This is a genomic window from Salinispora sp. H7-4 (genome assembly GCF_013416675.1).
GTDB lineage: Bacteria > Actinomycetota > Actinomycetes > Mycobacteriales > Micromonosporaceae > Micromonospora > Micromonospora vitiensis.
The window spans coordinates 56,285-74,740 of the sequence record NZ_JABZED010000035.1 but is presented as its reverse complement, the minus strand read 5'-3'; the positions used below and the strand labels follow the sequence as shown (position 1 = coordinate 74,740).

General features: G+C 71.1%; 16 protein-coding genes. 2 read left to right on the top strand and 14 right to left on the bottom strand.

Annotation, left to right across the window (positions count from 1 at the left end; all coding sequences use genetic code 11):
- Positions 1–20 precede the first annotated feature (20 nt).
- The 12 genes from H0524_RS15850 to H0524_RS15795 form a co-directional block, all read right to left on the bottom strand.
- Positions 21–1,523 (bottom strand): aminopeptidase P family protein, encoded by a 1,503-nt coding sequence (locus H0524_RS15850; protein WP_180199329.1) that lies wholly within the window; start codon positions 1,521–1,523, stop codon positions 21–23.
- A 153-nt stretch (positions 1,524–1,676) separates the two neighbouring features.
- Complete coding sequence (locus H0524_RS15845) at positions 1,677–2,168, bottom strand: MaoC family dehydratase (RefSeq protein WP_018727001.1); 492 nt, start codon at positions 2,166–2,168, stop codon at positions 1,677–1,679.
- Positions 2,169–2,211: 43 nt separating this feature from the next.
- Complete coding sequence (locus tag H0524_RS15840) at positions 2,212–3,564, bottom strand: hypothetical protein (RefSeq protein ID WP_180199328.1); 1,353 nt, start codon at positions 3,562–3,564, stop codon at positions 2,212–2,214.
- Positions 3,551–4,534, bottom strand: coding sequence for an ornithine cyclodeaminase family protein (locus H0524_RS15835; protein ID WP_180199327.1), 984 nt, complete (start codon positions 4,532–4,534; stop codon positions 3,551–3,553). The genes H0524_RS15840 and H0524_RS15835 overlap by 14 nt, the downstream gene beginning before the upstream one ends.
- Positions 4,531–5,391: an aldolase/citrate lyase family protein gene (locus H0524_RS15830; RefSeq protein ID WP_180199326.1), complete on the bottom strand. Its 861-nt coding sequence runs from the start codon at positions 5,389–5,391 to the stop codon at positions 4,531–4,533. The genes H0524_RS15835 and H0524_RS15830 overlap by 4 nt, the downstream gene beginning before the upstream one ends.
- Entirely contained in the window at positions 5,388–6,641 is a 1,254-nt protein-coding gene (locus H0524_RS15825; RefSeq protein WP_180199325.1) for an aminotransferase class I/II-fold pyridoxal phosphate-dependent enzyme, read from the bottom strand. Before H0524_RS15825 ends, H0524_RS15830 begins: the two co-directional genes overlap by 4 nt.
- Positions 6,638–7,444: a cupin-like domain-containing protein gene (locus H0524_RS15820; RefSeq protein ID WP_180199384.1), complete on the bottom strand. Its 807-nt coding sequence runs from the start codon at positions 7,442–7,444 to the stop codon at positions 6,638–6,640. Before H0524_RS15820 ends, H0524_RS15825 begins: the two co-directional genes overlap by 4 nt.
- A gap of 173 nt (positions 7,445–7,617) precedes the next feature.
- The gene (locus tag H0524_RS15815; RefSeq protein WP_180199324.1) at positions 7,618–8,244 is read right to left on the bottom strand and encodes a hypothetical protein; all 627 of its coding nucleotides are present in this window, start codon (positions 8,242–8,244) and stop codon (positions 7,618–7,620) included.
- Complete coding sequence (locus H0524_RS15810) at positions 8,241–9,506, bottom strand: hypothetical protein (protein WP_180199323.1); 1,266 nt, start codon at positions 9,504–9,506, stop codon at positions 8,241–8,243. The genes H0524_RS15815 and H0524_RS15810 overlap by 4 nt, the downstream gene beginning before the upstream one ends.
- Positions 9,503–10,258, bottom strand: a complete 756-nt coding sequence (locus tag H0524_RS15805) for an ABC transporter ATP-binding protein (RefSeq protein WP_180199322.1) — start codon at positions 10,256–10,258, stop codon at positions 9,503–9,505. Before H0524_RS15805 ends, H0524_RS15810 begins: the two co-directional genes overlap by 4 nt.
- Complete coding sequence (locus H0524_RS15800) at positions 10,255–11,040, bottom strand: zf-HC2 domain-containing protein (RefSeq protein ID WP_180199321.1); 786 nt, start codon at positions 11,038–11,040, stop codon at positions 10,255–10,257. Before H0524_RS15800 ends, H0524_RS15805 begins: the two co-directional genes overlap by 4 nt.
- The gene (locus H0524_RS15795) at positions 11,037–11,573 is read right to left on the bottom strand and encodes an RNA polymerase sigma factor (RefSeq protein ID WP_018726991.1); all 537 of its coding nucleotides are present in this window, start codon (positions 11,571–11,573) and stop codon (positions 11,037–11,039) included. The genes H0524_RS15800 and H0524_RS15795 overlap by 4 nt, the downstream gene beginning before the upstream one ends.
- A gap of 115 nt (positions 11,574–11,688) precedes the next feature.
- On the opposite strand from H0524_RS15795, the gene H0524_RS15790 reads away from it, so the two are divergent.
- On the top strand, positions 11,689–12,438 hold the full coding sequence (locus tag H0524_RS15790) for a spermidine synthase (protein WP_180199320.1): 750 nt from the start codon (positions 11,689–11,691) through the stop codon (positions 12,436–12,438).
- Here H0524_RS15790 and H0524_RS15785 read toward each other — a convergent pair.
- Both H0524_RS15785 and H0524_RS15780 read right to left on the bottom strand, forming a co-directional pair.
- A complete protein-coding gene (locus H0524_RS15785) occupies positions 12,435–16,331 on the bottom strand; it encodes a glycoside hydrolase domain-containing protein (RefSeq protein WP_180199319.1) in 3,897 nt (1,298 codons plus the stop codon). The genes H0524_RS15790 and H0524_RS15785 overlap by 4 nt on opposite strands.
- Before the next feature lie 117 nt (positions 16,332–16,448).
- On the bottom strand, positions 16,449–17,246 hold the full coding sequence (locus tag H0524_RS15780; RefSeq protein ID WP_180199318.1) for a trans-aconitate 2-methyltransferase: 798 nt from the start codon (positions 17,244–17,246) through the stop codon (positions 16,449–16,451).
- A gap of 161 nt (positions 17,247–17,407) precedes the next feature.
- Between H0524_RS15780 and H0524_RS15775 the strand changes: the two genes are divergently transcribed.
- A complete protein-coding gene (locus H0524_RS15775; RefSeq protein WP_180199317.1) occupies positions 17,408–18,451 on the top strand; it encodes a sodium:calcium antiporter in 1,044 nt (347 codons plus the stop codon).
- The last annotated feature ends 5 nt before the right edge of the window (positions 18,452–18,456 follow it).

Here is an 18,456-nt window from a genome sequence, read left to right as displayed (position 1 = left end):
CGTCGTACGGGGTGGGTGGGTCAGGCGTTCGCCCAGACCCGCGCCATCCACTCCTCCACCTCGTGGGAGGTTCGCGGCATCGCCGCGGAGAGGTTCTCACAGCCGTCCTCGGTCACCAGCACGTCGTCCTCGATCCGGACGCCGTTGCCGCGGAACTCCGCCGGCACCCGCAGGTCGTCGGACTTGAAGTAGAGGCCCGGCTCGACGGTGAGGATCATGCCCGGCTGCAACTCGCTGTCCATGTACTTCTCGCGCAGCATCAGCTGGCAGTCGTGCACGTCCAGGCCCAGGTGGTGCGAGGTGCCGTGGACCATCCAGCGGCGGTGCCAGCCGCCCTTCTCCCGGTCCAGGGTCTGCTCCAGGGTGACCCCCTCGGGCAGCAGCCCCCACTCGTGCAGGATCCGGGCGATGACCGCGTTCGCCGCGGCGTGGATGTCACTGAACTTGTTGCCCGGCTTCACCGCGGCCAGGCCGGCCTGCTGCGCCTCGTACACGGCGTCGTAGATCCGGCGCTGCACGTCGGTGAAGCGACCGGTGACCGGCAGGGTACGGGTGATGTCGGCGGTGAAGAGCGAGTCGATCTCGACCCCACAGTCGATCAGGATCAGGTCGCCTTTGCGAACCTCGCCGGTGTTCTTCGTCCAGTGGATCGTGTTGGCGTGGTCGCCGGCGGCGCAGATCGACTCGTAGCCGACGCCGTTGCCCTCGTGCCGGGAGTAGAGGCCGAAGACGCCCTCGACCCAGCGCTCGCCGCGGCCCTTGCGGACCGCCTCGGGCAGCGAGGCGATCATCGCGTCGAAGCCCTTGTGGGTGGCGGCGACGGCCTTACGCATCTCGCCCACCTCCCACTCGTCCTTGATCAGGCGCATGGTGGAGAGGTGCCGGGCGAACTCCGCGTCCGCCTCCTCCCGCTCCTGCTCCGAACCGGTCGCGCCGGCCTGGGTACGGACGCTGTCCACCAGCTCGGTGAGGCGGGAGTCGACGTCCCGGACCACCCGCAGCCGGGCGGCGGCGTCGTCCTTGGCGAGGTCGTCGGCGAGCGAGTCGATGTGCCGCGCGGTGATGCCCAGCTCCGACTCACGGTCGGCGATGCTCGGGCGCGGACCCACCCAGAACTCACCGCGACGGGAGTCGGCGTAGAACTCCTCGCTGTCTCGCGGGGCCAGCGGCCGGAAGTAGAGGATGGCGTGGTGGCCAACACCTGGCTTCGGGTCGAGCACCAGGACGCTGTCCGGGTCGGTGTGCGCGCCGAGCCCGGAGAGGTGGGCGAAGGCGGTGTGCGGCCGGAACGGGTAGTCGGTGTCGTTGCTGCGCACCTTCAGACCACCGGCCGGGATGACGAGCCGCTCGCCGGGGAACTGCTGCGACAGCGCGGCCCGGCGCCGGGCGGCGTGGTCGGCCACGGCGGCGCGGGGGGTGGGCTCCCGGTCGGGGTTGGCCCATCCGGAGCCGATGAATTCACGGAACTCGTTGCTGCTGGGAATGCCGCGGTGGCTGGCCTTCGCCTGCTTCTCGCTCGTCATGCCGACACATCCTGCCAGATCGGGTCATCGGCGCCGACCCACGGTTTGCCCACGTGGTAAGCGGTCGATGGGCTATGGCACCTTTCCAGGTGCCGTGCCCGGTGGCGGCGCCAGCCTCCCGGCAGCACGCTCAGCCCGCCTACCGGCACCGGCTCAGCCCGCCTCCCGGCACCGGACCAGGAAGGATCGCTCAAAGACGATCACTGGCTCTCCGGTCGCTTTCGTACCCGTTGTCTCCACCGTCACGATCCCGTTGCCGGGACGGGACCGGGACAGCCGCTTCTGCAGGATGCGACTCGTCGCGTAGAGGGTGTCCCCGACGAAGACGGGCTCCTTGAGGCGCACCTTGTCCCAGCCCAGATTGGCCACGGCGCGCGCGGAGAGCGCCTGCACGGTCATCCCGCCGATCAGGCAGAGGGTGATGCCGCTGTTGACCAGTACCCGGCCGTACTCGGCGCCGGCGGCGTAGTGCTGATCGAAGTGCAGCGGATGCTGGTTCATCGTCAACAGCGTCAACCAGGTGTTGTCGGCCTCGGAGAGGGTGCGTCCCGGCCAGTGCCGGATCACCATCCCGGGTGCGAAGTCCTCGTAGTCCCCACCGTGCTCTTCGACGTACTCGTGGTCGCTGACTCGGCGTAGCGTCATCTGTGGTCTCTCCGACGTTTCGGGTGGATAGGGTCAGGGGCCGTCAGAGCGCCACCATGACGTTGTCCGCCCCGGTGGCCGATCCCCGGGCGTTGACAATTCCGGCCGCGCCATCGGTGCGGTAGCGGCACCACAGCCCCGCCGGCCGACCGCCGAACAGCAGCGGCCCCAGCACCGGCGCGACGTCGGCGTCGTGGGGTTTGTCGGCGCCGTCGGCCAGCAACGCCACCCGGCAGGTCTGGGGCGGGACGAACTCCTGCACGATGCTGGTGCCGTCGGCCCCGGCCTCCACCGCGGTCTCCCACTCCGCGGCGGTCACCTCTGGTCCGATCACCACCTGCTTGCCGCAGTCACCCAACGCCTCCTTGAGCACCAGCCGCTCGCGGTTACGCAACACGTACGGCAGCAGGTCAACCTGCTCGCCCGCGCGTTCGGTCCGTCGCTCGGAGAGCACCCGGGTCCAGGGCAGGTACCGGTTGACCAGGGCCCGCTCGGCCGCGGTCATCCAGGGCCGCCCCTCCGAGAGCAGGCCCATGGTCAACTTGCTGTGCAGGAAGGTGGCGGTCTGGGTACCCACCAGCAGGGTGCCGTGATCCAGGGCCTGCTGCACCTCGGCCGTGGGGACGCCGGCGTCATTCCAGTCCGGGATGGTGAAGTTGCGCAGCCCGATCGGATAGCGCAGCTCCGGCGGGCAGTCCCACGCCTCGTGCAGCTCCTTCGGCTCGAAGAACCGGGTGGACAGCCCCTGGCCGCGGTGATACTCGGCCTCGACCTCGAAGTAGTAGCTGGTAACTCCCGTGACCTGGGCACTGCCGACGATAGCCACCCGGGGGGCCACCGCCAGTTCCGCGCTGAGCGCGCGGAACATCTCGGCGCGTACGGCGAACGGGTCCGGCGAGCGATACGGTAGGCGGCCGTCGGCGTCGGCGTAGAGCCCACGCCACACATCCAGGCGGCGCTGCGTCTCCACCGCACCGCCGAGCGCGCCGCTGACGTTGAACTCCACGAATCGTGGTCCACCTGGGCCGATGACCACGTCCGGCCGGGCCACCCAGTCCGCGTACCGCTCCTCAAGGAGGGGGTCGCGCAGCCAGAGCTGGTCCTCGCTGGCCGGCATCCGGTAGACCGCCAGCCGCTCCCGAGCGGTGGGCGCGGTCTCCAGGGCGGTCCGGCGCAGCAGCCCCACCAGGACACCGGCCACCCGGAACAGCTCCGCGTACGAGGCCCGGGGGATCGTCATCGGGGCGGCCGGCAGCACCGGCTGGTACGGCCAGCCGGTGTCCTGCAGCACGTCGCGCAGCCGACGCCGGAGCGTCTCCGCCGGCGCGGCCGGCGCCAGCCGTTGATCGCCGAACCACGGGTGTCCCTGCGTGACGACCGGTTCAACCCCGCGCATCCGGCTCCCCCACCGCGCTGCGCGCCGCCACCGCCTCGTGGAGCGCCACCGCCGCGGCGGTGTCCTCAATAGCCATCCCGACGGTGCGCAGCACCGAGTTTCGGCCGCCGAACTCGACCTCGCCGTCGACGAGGCGGCCCAGCTCGCGCAGGTCCTCGGCGGCGAGCTGGCCAGCGGCGAGGGCGGCGCGAACCTCGCCGGCACCGTTCAGCGCGGCGGACTGCTCCTCGACCACGGTCACCGCGTCTCCCAGCAGAGCCGGGTCCACCTCGATCGCGTCCGGGTGGGTGCCGCCGATCACGTTCAGGTGTGCCCCGGGCGCCACCCAGTCCGCCGCCACCACCGGCGTGCTGTCGCTGGTGGAGGTGGCCGTGCAGATGATCGGCGCGTCCGCGACGGCGGTCTTCGCGCTGTCGCAGACCGTCACCCGGATCGACGTCGTCGCCCGCACCTCCTCGGCGAGCTTCTCCGCACCGGCCCGGGTTCGCGAGAAGATCCGCAGGGTCTTGATCGGACGTACCGCCGCCACCGCGCGGATGAGGGCACGGGCCTGCGCCCCGGCGCCGATGACCGCGAGGTCATCGGCGGTGGCCGCGGTGCAGAAACGGGTGGCCAGGGCCGCCACCGCCCCGGTTCGTACGGCGGTCAGCTCGGCGCCGTCCAGCAGCGCGGTGATCTGCCCGGTCTCCAGGTTGGTGAGGGCGACGATCCCGTGGATCAGCGGCAGCCCCCGCCCGGGGTTGTCCGGGGTAAGGGTGGTGACCTTGACGCTGCCGACCCCACGCCGCTCCCAGACGGCCGGGCTGACCAGCAGCACCCGCTGCTCGCCGTGCTCCACCACCGTACGGGCCGGGGAGTTGGTCCGGCCGGTGGCCAGGTCCACGAACATCTCGCCGAGTACGTCGATCACCTGGGTCATCCGGCGCGCACCCGCCATGTCGCCGGCGGTGATCATCGCCGTCGCGGTCATCGGGCACCACCGAATCGGGCTTCCCACGCGTCCTGACGCGCCACCGTGGCGTGGGCCATCCGGGCGAACGGTGGGCCCACCATGCTGCCGTCCAGCACGGCGATGCCACCGTTGGCGCTGCCCACCGCCGAAACCACCCGGCGGGCCAGCCGCAGGTCGTTGTCCTGGGGGCGCAGGGCCTGGTTGATGGTGGCCAGTTCGCTGGGGTGCACCGTCGCCTTGCCGTGAAAGCCGAGGGCCCGGACCCGCACGGTCTCCTCCGCCAGCACGGCCGGCTCGGAGAGCCGGAAGTTGGCGGTGTCGATGCAGGCCGTGCCGTGCCGCGCGCAGGCCATCGCCATGGACTGCCGGGCGGCGAGCATCGCCGCCCAGGTGATCTCGACGTTGAGCGTGGCGGCCAGGTCGGCCGAGCCCAGCACCAGCCCGTCAGCCGCCTCGGCGATCGCGTCGATCCCGGTGACCGCCTCGACGGTCTCCACCGTCACGTAGATTTCCGGCTGGGCGCCGGCCGAGGCCAGGATCCGCCGCAGCAGGGTGACCTCGGCCGCGGAGGTGACCATGGTCATCACGACGATGCCGGGCCGCACCGGGCTCTCCGCGAGTAGCAGCAGGTCGTGCACGGCCTCGACGCTGCCCAGCTCGTTGATGCGGACGGCGACGTTGGTTGGCTGGGGGGCCTTGTCCAACGCGTCCCGGCAGACCACCCGCGCGGCCGGCTTCTCCGCCGGCGGGACGGAGTCCTCCAGGTCGATCAGGTGCACGTCCGCGTCGTACGACCAGGCGTTCACGACCCGGTCCAGGGACAGCGCCGGGGTGTAGAGGATGCTGCGCGGGATGGCGCGCACGGCGCCGCTCACCGGACGACCGGGCCGTCGAGCGGGGCGGCCGGACGCGCCCCGGCCTGCACCAGGACCGCGCAGAGCCGCCGGATCTGCTCCTCGGTCTGGCCGGCGCGCAGCATCACCCGCAGCCCTGCGGTGCCCCGGGCAACGATCGGGAAGAACACCGGCGAGGTGTAGAAGCCGGCGGCGAAGACCTGCTGGGCGGCGTCGACGACCGTGTCGTCGCTCATCGGCACCAACCGGATCGGGTACGACTCGCCGGACTGCTCGGTGTCGAGCAGCGAGTCGAACAACGCGATGTTGGCGCGGAGCCGCCCCTGGAGCTGGTCCAGCTCCTCGGTGCGGTGAATCTCCGCGGAGGCGAGCGCGGCGCCGACGGCGGCGGCGTTCATCTTCTGCGAGTAGCCCAGCGGGCCGGCGAAGCGTTCGACGAGCCGACGCGTCTCGTGCGGGTAGCCGTCGAGCAGGACCGCCGTACCGCCCGCGCCGAAGCCCTTGCTCAGCGTGGCGACGGTGATGGTGCGCTGGTCGAGGAGGGGCGCGTGGCTCCGCACGTAGCCGATCCCCCGCTGCCCGTACGCCGACAGCGAGTGCGAGTCGTCGTAGAAGACCAGCATGTTGTACCTGTCCTGCAGGTCGGCGAGCTCCTTGACCGGGGCGTAGCCGCCGAGGCTATCGGCGCCGTCCACCACGTAGCAGACCCGCTCGTAGCTGCGGCACATGTCTTCGAGGTAGTCGAGGTCGTGGTGCTTGCAGGTGACCACCTCGGACTCGTCGGCGCAGCTCGGCTTGGCGTTGGCCAGCGACACGTGGGCGTTCTTGTCGAAGACCATCAGTGGCCGGGTGCCGTTGCCGAGGTGACCGGAGGCGATCAGCGGCAGCAGGCCGGTGCTCGCCGCCGCGGTGGAGACAGCGCTGATCACCATCGCGCCGAAGAGTTCGCCGAGGGACTCCTCCAGTTCCAGCAGCACCGGCGTCTGCACCCGGGTGCGCGGAATGCAGTGGTCCAGCACGTTGAACCGGCGCAGCGCCGCGACCGCGCCGTCGATGACCTTCGGGTGGGTGTCCAGGTCCAGATAGGAGCAGACGGTGAAGTTCACGAACTGGTGGCCGTCGGCCATGGTGAACACCCCGTCGGCGAGGTCGCCGACGATTCCGGCGACCCCGTTCGCCTCGGACATGTTCCAGAAGGCGTTGCCGATGCCGATGAGTTTGTCGTTGTTGCGGTAGCGGTGCGTGGGGGTGATGGTCTTGCGGTCGCTCACGAGTTCACCTCGGTGGGCTGGTAGCTGTAGACGCCCTTGAATCGCCGGTAGGCGTACGTGTAGAGGGCGACACCCAGCACATGTGGCCGGCGCAGAATCTTCTTCGACTTCAACCAGAAGTTGACATTGATGTTGATGGGGTCGAGGGATTCGGCCTGGTGCCACCAGCCGAGCGGCAGGTAGAGCATGTGGCCGGGTTCGAGGACGAAGTCGCGGCGCTGGGCGAGCTTCGGCGCCACTTTCGGATAGCGCCCCAGGTCGACGTTGTCGAGGTCGAACACGTGGGACTTGTCCCCGAAGCCGCGCAGCATCGACCGGGGGTAGTAGTCGCGGGACCCGGGCGGCGCGATGATGAACCGCTTGCGGCCCTCCAGCGCGATGTTGAAGTTCTCGAACTCGTCGAAGTGGTTCTTGGTGAAGACACCGCGGTGGCTGATCCAGAGGTTGGCCGCGTACAACGAGCTGCCGTAGCCGAAGAACCCCTCGGCGTCGAAGCCGATCACGGCGTTGACGTCGGCCGGGCTGTTCCGGATGTTCGACACCACCCGGTGCCAGGTGTCGGACTCGGTCAGGTGGCGCTCGTCGGCGAAGAAGTCCCGCAGGGTGATGTCCCGGGTCTCCCAGCGTCCGGGGTGGTGCTTGTCGCCCGGTTCGGTGAACAGGGTGACGGTCATGTCGGCCAGCCGGGCCGCCACCCCCTCGCGCCCGAGCCCGCGCACGCTTTCCGGCAGTGAGATCACCGTCGGCACGTCGGCCTTGAAGAGGCCGCCGGGGCCGAGTGCCTGGAACTCCTCGAACGTCATGCGGGCGACTGGTACGCCAGTCTCCTGCGGAACCGTCACGATCCGTCCTCCGTCTTCTACCACCGGGAGCCCCAACGGACCTACCGCAGGAGCATCCCAAAGCGACGCATTCAGGACACCCTACCGATCAATATGTACGTTGTGAACGTTTGTAACCGATCCACTTCAGACGGTCACTGGCTGGGGCGAGGGCGGCGACTGACGGCAGAACCACGGTACGCGTAGCCGGTGAGGCCGAGCGCGAGCACCCCACTGGCGGCCCACCACGAGGCGGCAGCGGCGGAGGGCTGCACCGGCCAGGACAACAGCGCCACGAACACGCCGGTGTCCCGGGGCCGGGCGAAGTAGACCGCACACCCGTAGCCGAAGGCCGGCAACCACGCCAGCCGCGCGCCCAGCAGCGCCGCGGCACCAGCGACCAGGCCGATCCAGCCGAACGTGTTGCGGGCCAGCGCATGGGCACCGAACGTCTCGGGAACGCGCAGCCCCGTCAGGACGAGCGCCGCGGCCACGGCGAAAACGGCGAGAAGAACATGCCCGGCCCGCCAGGCCGGCCAGCGCAGCGGAGTGCCACATTCGAGCTCCTCGTCGGCCCCGGCCAGGGTCGACCCGAGCAGCACCGCGGCCAGCAGCGGGGCGAGCACGACCACGGGGAGGCGGGCGGCCGGCCCGTCCAAGAAGGACCGGCCGGCGAGCCAGGTTCCGCCGGCCCAGGCCAGCAGCGTGATGACGCTGACCCCGGCCACGAAGGCCGACGCTCCTCGGGCGCGCAGATGCAGCCGGAGCAGCCGACCGGTCACGGCTGCTCCGCCAGGCGGACCAGGGCCGGGAGGTCACAGCGACCGGCGGCGTCGAGGTAGTCGGCGAACCAGTCACGCTGCGCTGAAGGCGGCAGCTCGCGGAGCCCAGCCGACGCCCTCCCTACCGGGGGCACGTCGAGCAGCCAGTCGGTGGCTATGTCGTCGGCCTGGTAAATCCGCTGGTCGAATTCTTCACCGTGTAACGGTTTCGCACACTCGCCCCCGGCCCTCTGGCCAAAGGCCCAACGCAGATAGTCGACATTCGCCAGGTCGCCAAATGCGGTGGCCTGGGAGTACAGGTCGAGCCAGACCGTGTCGGCATCCTCCGGGACGGAATCACCAGGCGGCCGGACGGCCTCATCAACCGCCCGCCGGGGGGCTCCGGGTATCCCGTCGAGCCGGGCCAGGATCGGCTGCGCCACCGCCGCGACCTCGTCGAGCAGAAAGGCGTTGACCCGGGTCAGGCAGACCTCTGGGCCGCTGCTCGTACAGACCAGCTCCACCGCGGCCGGGTCGGCCGGCGCGCGATACCAGCTGGGTGCGGTGTTGATCGGGACCGCGGCGGCGATGGCGACCGCACCGGCCAGCAGCGCCACGCGCCACCGGCGTACGGCGACGGCGAGCAGCAGGGCGGTCAGTGCCACCAGCCAGGTGGCCTGCAACCCGGTGACCCACCCCGGCATCAGCGAGTACACGGACCCGACAGTGTCGGCCGGGGAGAGCCGCGCGGGGGGCGCGTTCCAGTAGGTCAGGATTGTCAGGCCCACGTAGGTGGCCAGGCCGGCGATCGGTGCCGCCACCCGCAGCCGGACCCGCCGGCCGACGAGGACACCACCCGCGGTGGCGGCGGCCAGGGCGAGGACCCCGACGGACGCCCGCTGCCACCAGTCCCCACCGTCGTAGGTCGCGACCCGCGCGACCAGCACCGCCGCCCCGCCGAACGCGAGCACCAGGCCGACGATCCCGGCCAGGGTCACGGCGAGCCAGGCCGCCACCAGCGCATGCCAGCCCGGGCGTGGGGTGGCGGCGATCAGCTCGCCGATGTCGCGTCGCCGTTCCCGGCCGGCCTGCCACGCCCCGGCGCTGACCATGAGGGGGCAGAGGACCAGCAGTGTCACCCGCAGGTAGTCGGCGAGGCCGACCCAGCGGCCACCCCAGTCGTCCGGGTGCACCACCAGCACCCACACCCCGGCCCCGAACATCGCCAGCGCCGCGACGGGTGCGGTGCCGCGGCGTAGCTCCACCCACAGCGCGCGCCTCATCGCGACACCTGCCGCGCGCCGCGCAACACCGCCGTGTAGCCCCGCTCGATCGGGGAGTCACCGCTGTCGCCGTCCCCGCCGGCCGCGATCAGCTCCTCCGGGCGGCCGGCGAAGACCAGTCGCCCATCGTCGACCAGGCTGACCCGGGCGCACGCCGCCACGACATCCTCCACCAGGTGCGTGCTGACCAGCACCACGGCGTCGAGGCCCAGCTCCCGCAGCAACGTTCGGAACTCCACCCGCTGCTCCGGGTCCAGCCCGGCCGTAGGCTCATCCAACAACAGCACCCGCGGGTCGTTCACGATGGCCTGGGCGATGCCGGCGCGCCGCAGCATTCCGCCGGAGAGGTGCTTCATCCGGTCGTCCGCCCGGTCGAGCAGGCCGACCCGCTCGATGGCCCGGTCCACCGCGAGCGGTATCCGCGCCGCCGGCATCTCCCGCAGCCAGGCGAAGTACTCGACGAACTCCCGGACCGTGAAGCGCGGGTAGAAGCCGAACGCCTGGGGCAGGTAGCCCAACCGGCGACGGGCCTGGCGCACCCCCACCCGGTCATCGGTGCGGTGCCCCAGCAGCCGGACCTCCCCCCGATCCGGACGCAGCACTGTGGCCAGCACCCGCATCAGGGTCGTCTTGCCGGCACCGTTCGGGCCGAGCAGCCCGTGCACGCCCACGCCCAGCTCGATGGCCAGATCGTCGAGGACGACCCGCTTGCCGTAGCTGACCCGCAGACCGGCCACGCTGATTGTCGTCATCCCGCCTGTCTCCCCACTCGTTCCCGCCGCGCGTACAGCACGACAACTGCCACCCCGGTGACGGCCAGCCACACCGGGGCACTCGCGGCCACGACGGCCAACCCAGCAACCGGCGGCACCAGCACCACCACCGCCCACGCTCCCGCCACCACCGCCGCGGCGTATGTCGGCTCGATCAGCGAGCCGAGCGCCAGCGTGCCGGCGGTCAACGCGGCGCCCGGCAGCATCCACAGCAGGGGAGTGCTGATACCGGTCGCGACGGCGGCCAGCACCGCGACCGGCGTGGTCACGGTGAGCACCGCCAGCGTGCGCCACAGCACGATGCGCAGGCCCCCCTGCGGTGTCCCCGCCACCACCTCGTGCAGCGGGTCGGTGCGCGGCCCGTACGACAGGGCCGTACCGACCACCGGCAGCGCCGGGGCGATCAGCAGCAGCACCCACGGTGGCAGCGTCCGCGGGCTGACCGCCAACCCCAGGGTCAGCAGCCCGGTGACGAGCACGGAGAGCAGCCACGCGGCCCGCACGGCCGGCGCGGCACCCACCAACACCCGCACCCGTCGCCACCCGGTCGCGGGTCGTACCCGCCCCGGCGTCGACAACCGGTCGTCCAGCGCCAGCGCGACGCCCGCGACCACCCGCCGCACCTCCTCGCTCGGCGGAAGGCTCGCCCGGCAGGCGTCACAGCTGTCGAGATGCGTCTCCACCGACTCGGCGTCCCCGTCGGTCAGCCGCTCCTCGGCGTACGCCGCCAGCACCTGCGCACTCACATGCTCACCGGTCATGACAGGGCCGCCCGTAGCTGCTGCCGGGCGCGCATCGCCCGGGACTTCACGGTGCCTTCCGGCACCCCCAGTAATGTCGCCGCCTCCCGCACGGTCCGGCCGTCCAGCACCGTCGCCTGCAGCACCGCCGACAACTCCGGCGGGAGCTGATGCAGCGCCCGTTCCAACCCGGCGTCGTACGCGTCGGTCAGGGCCTCGTCCTCGGCCGACGGCGACCAGGTGAGGGTGTCCTCCCCCGGCGAGTGCACGAGCTGCGGACGAACCGAGGCCCGCCGCCGGGCATCGATCAGTCTGCCGCTGGCGATCGACCACAGCCAGCCCACCGCGGTCCCGTCCCCCCGGTAGCTGGCCGCGGCCCGCCACACCGTCAGGAACGTCTCCTGCAGCAGCTCTCGCGCCAGCTCCGGATCTCGGCACCGGCGCCGGAGCCGGAGCAACAGCCAGGGTGCGTTCCGCGCGTACAGCAGCTCGAACGCCCCGCGGTCCCCCGTACCGACGAGGCGCAGCAGCTCCCCATCGTCTGCGTCCACCATGAAAGGTTAGGACGCAGAACTCCCCGGGCCGGTTCGCTGACCGGCGCCTATAGTGATGCGACGCGTTGGCCCGCCTGACCCGTCCCGTCTTTCACGTCCCGCGGGGGTACCTATCGTGAACGATTTCCGGCAGCCACCAATCACCCTGGACCGGGTGACGACCAGCCGGGGTGAGCTGGTGCTCCGTGAGGCGGACGGCCGCTACGAGGTCATCAGCAACGGCGTCTTCCTGATGGACACCGCGGACGGCCGGTCCGAGCGGCTGCTGGTTGACGCGGCGATGAGCAGGTGCACGGCATCGGCGCCCCGGCTGCTCATCGGCGGGCTCGGCGTCGGGTTCTCGCTGCTGCGCGCGATCGAGCACGCGCGGCTCGCCGCCGTTGACGTGGTCGAGATCGAGGCCACCGTGATCGGCTGGCACGCCCACCACCTACGCCACCTCACCGGCGCCGCGCAGGCCGACCCCCGGGTACGGATCATCGAGGCGGACATCCTCGCCTGGCTGGCCGACACCGACGACCAGTACGACGCCATCTGCCTGGACACCGACAACGGCCCAAACTGGCTGGTCTTCGAGGCCAACGCCGAGTTGTACGCCCAGCGCGGGCTCGGCCTGGTGGCCGGCCGGCTCCGGCCGGGGGGTGTCCTGGCGATCTGGAGCGCGAGCCGGGACGAGGCCTTCGAGCGACGCCTCCGGGAGCGCTTCGGTGACCTGGAGCTGCTGGAGACACCGACCGACGCGGGCGCACCGGACGTGGTCTACCTGGTCCGGGCTTCGACGGCGGCGCGGCGGGCAGCGGACCCGGCCGCCGTCGGAGCCCACCTCACCGACGAGCTGGGTGGGCAAGGACGGCCCCGGGCCTAGGCTGGCTTCACTTTTAGCCCGGCCAGCGCCTTCGCCAGCGCCGCCTCCGCCCTGGTCAGCTTCGCGTCGCTCGCCGCCGCGTCGGCCAGGGTGGTCTTGGCCTTGTCGAGGGCTTGGGTCAGCGCCTTCCAGGTTTTCTTGGTGTACCGGTCCTCGTCGAGCGAGTCCGCCTGCGCGACGGTGTTCTCGAGCGCCAGCCGGGCCCGCGGGACCAGCTGCTCGTACGCCAGCCGTAGCGCCCGGGCCTGGGCGTCCACCTCGACCTGGGTGGCGGTTCCGGAGCCGGCGACCGCGCGGGCCTTCTCCAGCTCCTGTCGGAACACCCCGAAGTCGATGCTGCCGTACCGGTCCTCGCTGTCGACGTACTTCTGCGCCTCGGTGATGGCGGCGTCGAGCGCCGTGGTGTCCACCGGCCCGTCTCCCGGGTCGTCGGGCTGCGGACCGAACTGGAACCAGTCGAAGTTCGACACCCAGTCCTGCCCGTCCGGGGCGTGGAAGACGAAGGTCACGTCGCGGGCCTGCACGAGCGCCTCGGGATCGGTGATCTCCGCCTGGGTGGTGACCCAGTTGCCCCAGCTGCCGGTGCCCGGCAGCAGCGCCTCGCCCACGACCGGGCCGTCCTGCGTGCCCGCGCGCACCTCCAGGGAGCTCGGGGCGCCGTCGGGCGAGTACTTGCTCGCGTAGTGGATCGCCAGCGTCGTCGGTGCGACGTCGAAGGCGAGATTCCGGTACTGGATCCACGAGCCGTCCCGCACCCCACCGAGGTTGCCGCTGCCGGAGTTCGTCTCGTTCTTCAGGTCGCCGCCCGACCACTCGTCGGACTGCTCCCCCTCCAGGACGCGCTGGCCGCCCTCGTCGATGGCCAACGCGGCGGTCATGCCGGTCAGCGACTCGGCGGCGCTGCGCAGCGTCGCCGTGCTGGCGGAGGTGTCGGCGAGCGCCGCCTGGGCCCACTGCACCGCGGCGTGGAACACCCGGTAGGAGGCGTAGGAGTAGTTTCCCTGACGGACCAGGACTGCCTCGGCAACGAGCTCCCGCAGCTGCTGGCGCTGCGCCGCGGCCACCGAGATCGCCAGCGGGGTGCGCGCGGACAGCCCGTCGCCGGTGACCTGGGCGGCGGAGACGCCGCGGGCGAAGGCGGCGTCGGTGAAGGTGAGGTAGAACCGGGCACTGGTCGTGGTCGAGCCGGTCAGCGCCACCCGGACGGTCTTCGCGTTGACGACCTCAACCTTCGCCGAGACGCCGGCCGGCAGCCCGTGGATCGAGGCCGCGCCCGTCTTGAGGTAGTTCGTGCCGGGACGGCCGGCGAAGCGGGCGCCCCCCTCCAGCCCGAGCTTGATCGAGCCATCCAGGGCACCATCGGCGCGAGCGGCGATCGTCGTGTCCGACGCGCGCACGGTGTAGTCGCTCGGCGCGCCGCCGTCGTCGTCACCCGCGGTGCTCATCGAGTACGCCGGCTCGCTGTCGGCACCCCAGTCGGAGGGGGCGGCCCCCATCCGTACGTCGAGGGCACCGCCCTGGACGAGGGTGTGGTAGTCGAGCCAGGTGTTGCCGAAACTCGCCCCGTTCAGCGCGGCGGACTGGATGTAGTAGTTGTCGGCGGAGACGCCGTCCGCAGAGACGGTGAAGGTGCGCCCGTCCGCGTACGAGATGGTCGTGCGGTCGAAGAACGGCGAGCCGAGCTGGTACTGGGACGAGCCCGAGGTCACCGGGAAGAGGCCGATGGCCGCGGCGACGAACATCGTCGACATCGTGCCGGCGTCGTTGTCCATGGTGGGCAGGAAGCCACGCGGGTCAAGCTGGTAGACCCTGGTCTTGATCGGTGGGCGGAACTCACCGTCGCTACTGGGGTAGTCGTCGGTGCTGCTGGAGGCGAGGTAGCGGTTCCAGCTCTCCTTGGTGTAGATCGTGCGCACCCATTTCTGGGTGAGGCTCGGCAGCCCCACGTAGTTGAAGAGGTAGGGCGCGTGCAGGTCGACCTCGTTCGCGTTCGAGTGCAGCATGCCGAGGCCGTTGTCCGGGTCGTCCTCGCCGAGGAAGTGCACGGCGCCGCGTTGCCCCGCCGCCGGCCCGCCCATCGCGGCGACGACGCCGGCCAGGTCGTAGACCGGGTACCAGTTGTACTGCCAGAGCGTGCCCTGGTAGAGGTTCGCCGCGCCGAGCCGCTCGTAGTCGGCCTCGATCCAGTCGCCCTCGTCCGCACGTGGGGTCAGCAGCCCGACCTGGGTGCCGTCCGCCGCCGTCCACGCATCCGGCTTGTACAGGTTCGCCATCGGCAGCGCGGCCGCTTCGCGGAGCTCCGTCGCCTCGGCACCGTGGCCGAGCGCGTCGGCGATGATCGCCAACGCCCACTGGTCGTAGCCGCGCTGCACCGAGTCGCCGGGGCGGTCTCCCGGGTGCCCCTGGCCCAGCTGGTCGCCTTCGGAGAAGCCGACGTACTCCTGCAACGCCGGGTACGCCTGGTCGAGCCGTTCGAAGCCGGTGAAGCCCTTCGAGATGGCGTCGGCGACGATGACCGCGGAGCGTTCCCAGCGTACGGTCGGCACCGAGTGGGTGAGCCCGCCGATGCTCCTGCCGGTGCTCGCCACGTCGGCGAAGAGGTAGATGAGCGACTGGATCATGTCGCGGTACAGCTCGGGGTCGAGGTACGCCAGGACGGAGTACTTGCGGAAGTCGTCCCAGGACGCCCATCCGTCGTAGTAGGTGAAGTCGTCCACCTGGTGCACCACGCCGTCCACGCCGCGGTAGGTACCCGAGGTGCTGGTCGCGTTCACCGGGAGCGCGAACATGCGGTAGAGGTGGGTGTAGAAGAGGCGACGCAGGGTGCCGTCCGGGTCAGCCGTCGCCGAGGCGGAGATGTCGACCCGGCCGAGACGTTCGTTCCAGACCGCCTTCGTTCCCGCGCGTACCTCGTCGAAGGTCCGGCCGCCGACCTCGGCGACCTGGTCGATCCGCGCCTGCTCCACGCCGATCGGCGACAGCGTGATGCGCAGGCCGATCTCGTCCGCGTCCTCGGGCGCGAAGGCGAGGATGGCCCCGGTGTCGACGCCCTGCCGGGACGGCGCGTCGCCGAACTCGTCCGCTGCCCACGTGGTGACCGAGGTGGCCGGCTGCTCGGTCTCGGCGTGGTAGTGCAGGGCGTAGGAGGCGCCGTAGAAGCTGCCCCGAACCTCACCGGTGAGCGCGACCCGACCGTCGTCGAGCTGCGTGACGTCCACCGACGAGCCGGTCCGGTTGGTGAAGTTGTTGTGCAGGTCGACGACGAGTTCCGGGGTGGCTCCGGCGGGGAAGGCGTAGCGGTGCAGCGCGGTACGCGTCGTCGCGGTCACCTCAGCGTTGATCTCGCCCGGGCCGTTCTCCACGGCGCCGTCCGGGCCCGTGATCTCGCCGAGACGCACCTGGTAGTACCCGGGTGCGGCCGTCTCGGCCTCGTGCGTGAACGGATGTGCATAGGATTCGGTCGATGGTCGGGCGCTGTACTCGACCTGGGTCGGCACGACGAGGATGTCGCCACCGCCGCCGGAGCCGCCGACCCCGTCGAGGTTCGTCTGGGTGAAGCCGGCGATGTGGGTCTGGTCGTGGTCGTAGCCCGCGTGGTTGCGCTCCGGCATGGTCAGCGGGCTGACCTTCGCCAACCCGTTCGGCGCCTGCGCCCCGGGCAGGTCGTTGCCGTAGTCACCGGCGGTCGACACGAACGGGTTGACGAACGAGGTGTAGTCGACCGACGAGCCCTCGACCGGGGTGGCCGTCGCCGGCGCGGCGACCACACCGGCGGACGCAACGGCCAGGACCGCGGTGATCGCGGTGGTACGCAGGCCGTGGCGCCCGCGGTGGGCCCGCCGCCTCGGCCCGGTGGCGGTTCCACCCTGGTGGTCGGGTGAACGTGGTGGCACAGCAGAACTCCTCACGCGCCGACAACGTTGTCGGCGCTATCCTGCCGGCCCCGGGTGTTCATCCGGTGAACCGCGTGCAGCCACCCAAAAAAGCCGAGGTCACCTGGTCCGGCCGGCTTACCGGCTCGCGCTCGGCCGCCGGCCGAGGTGGATGAGGAACTCGTTCTCCTCGACGAAGGTGTCGGTGTCGCTGTACCGGGCCAGGACGGCGCGGACCGCCTCGTCGAACTCGTGGAGCCGGTCGCCGAAGAGTTCCGGTTCGGCGAACGTGGTGGAGTGCAGGTAGCCGAGGATGCTGTTGGCCGTCCAGGTCCGGTGCACCGGTACGACGGTCTCCTCGACCCGGTTGAACGGCGAGTCACGTAGGGCCTGCAGGTCTGGACGGCGCTGCCCGTGGAACGTGCCACCACCCGCCCGGCGTTGTTCGCCGAGAAACTCTTGGATGACCGCCCGGACCGCCAGTTCCCACTCGTTGTTGGCGACCCAGAAGCTCTTGTCGGCGAAGATGGCGACGGCACCGTCCCGGCTGACCTGTGCGTCCAGTTGGTTCAGGACCCGCGCCTGATCGAGCCAGTGGAACGTCCGGCAGATCGTCACCAGGTCGGCCTGCCACCCGGTTGGTGGGGTGTACTCCTCCGCGGTGGCCTCCTGGAGGCGCAGTTGGGCATCGGCGGGTAGCCGCGGGCGGAGTGCGTTCTCGGCTGCGGCCAGCATCTCGGCGTCCGGGTCGATGCCGATCACGTCGTCGAACCGGTCCCGCAGCGCCTCCACCACGAGGCCGGTGCCGGTGCCGATGTCGAGCAGCCGTCGTGGCGAACCGGCGGGGACCGCGGCGTCCAGGACATCGGCCACTGCCGTCGGTATGTCCGGCCGGAACTTTCGGTAGAACCCGATAGTTCCGTGGAATATACTCATAGCTGGCTCCTTGCGGCAAATGACGTAAAAACCATAGGCATTGGGCTGTTCCGGCAACGGCGAAACGCACCAACCCGTTCCGGCCCGCCCGCCATCGGGTTTGCGATCCGGACATCCGCCACCGCGGGATTTGATCGGGCAGATCCGGGAATCCCCGGCCGGTGCCGGACGTACTGACCAGCCTGCCGTGGCCGACCGGGCCGAGCATCGCCGTCTTCGGGGTGGCGGGGATCCTCACGGTGCTGGGCAGCATCCGCCTGGTCGCCCTCGGCGACACGCTCGCCGACCGAACCGGCTGGGGTGAGGCGTTCTTCGGCGCGGTCTTCATCGGGCTGGCGACCTCGTTGTCCGGCATCGTGATGACCGCCGTCACCGCGGCGGCGGAGCAGCCGCAGCTCGGCTACAGCAACGCGGTCGGCGGGATCGCCGCCCAGACCACCGCGGTCGCCGTGGCGGACGCCTTCCACCGCCGGGCCAACCTGGAGCACGCCTCGGCATCGCTGTCGAACGTGCTCTTCGGGGTCCTGCTCATCGTGCTGCTCTCGCTGGTACTGCTCGGCCGATACGCACCGGATGTCACCGTGGCCGGCCTGCACCCCGCCTCACTCGCCATGGTCGCCGCCTACCTCGGCGGCCTGCATCTGGTCCGCCGCTCCGGAGCCAGTCCGCTGTGGCGAGCCGTCGCCACCGCCGAGACCCTGCCGGACATCAGCCACGAGCACGGCAGCCTCGACCGGACCCGCTCCAGCCGGCTCTGGGTACGCTTCGCGGCGGTGGGTCTGCTGGTCGCGATGGGAGGGTGGGCGATCGCCCGGGCCGCCGAGAGCCTGGTGCTGGGCACCGGCTTGAGCGCGGGCTTCGTCGGGGCGATCCTGATGGGCGCGGTGAACGCCCTCCCGGAGACGGTTACCGCGGTGGCGGCGGTCCGCCGGGGCGCCCCGACCCTGGCCATCGCCGCCGTCCTCGGCGGCAACAGCCTGGACGCCCTCAACCTGGTGGTCGGCGACGTGGCCTACCGGGGCGGCTCGATCTACCACGCTGCCGGCGACGCTCAACTCTTCGTGACCACCAGTGCGCTGTTCATGACCGCGATCCTGCTCGGCGGCCTGCTGGTGCGGCAGGCGTACGGCTGGGGGCGGCTCGGCTTCGAGGGCATCCTGCTGCTGACCAGCTACGCGGTGATGACCGTCATCCTGGCCACCTGACCGGC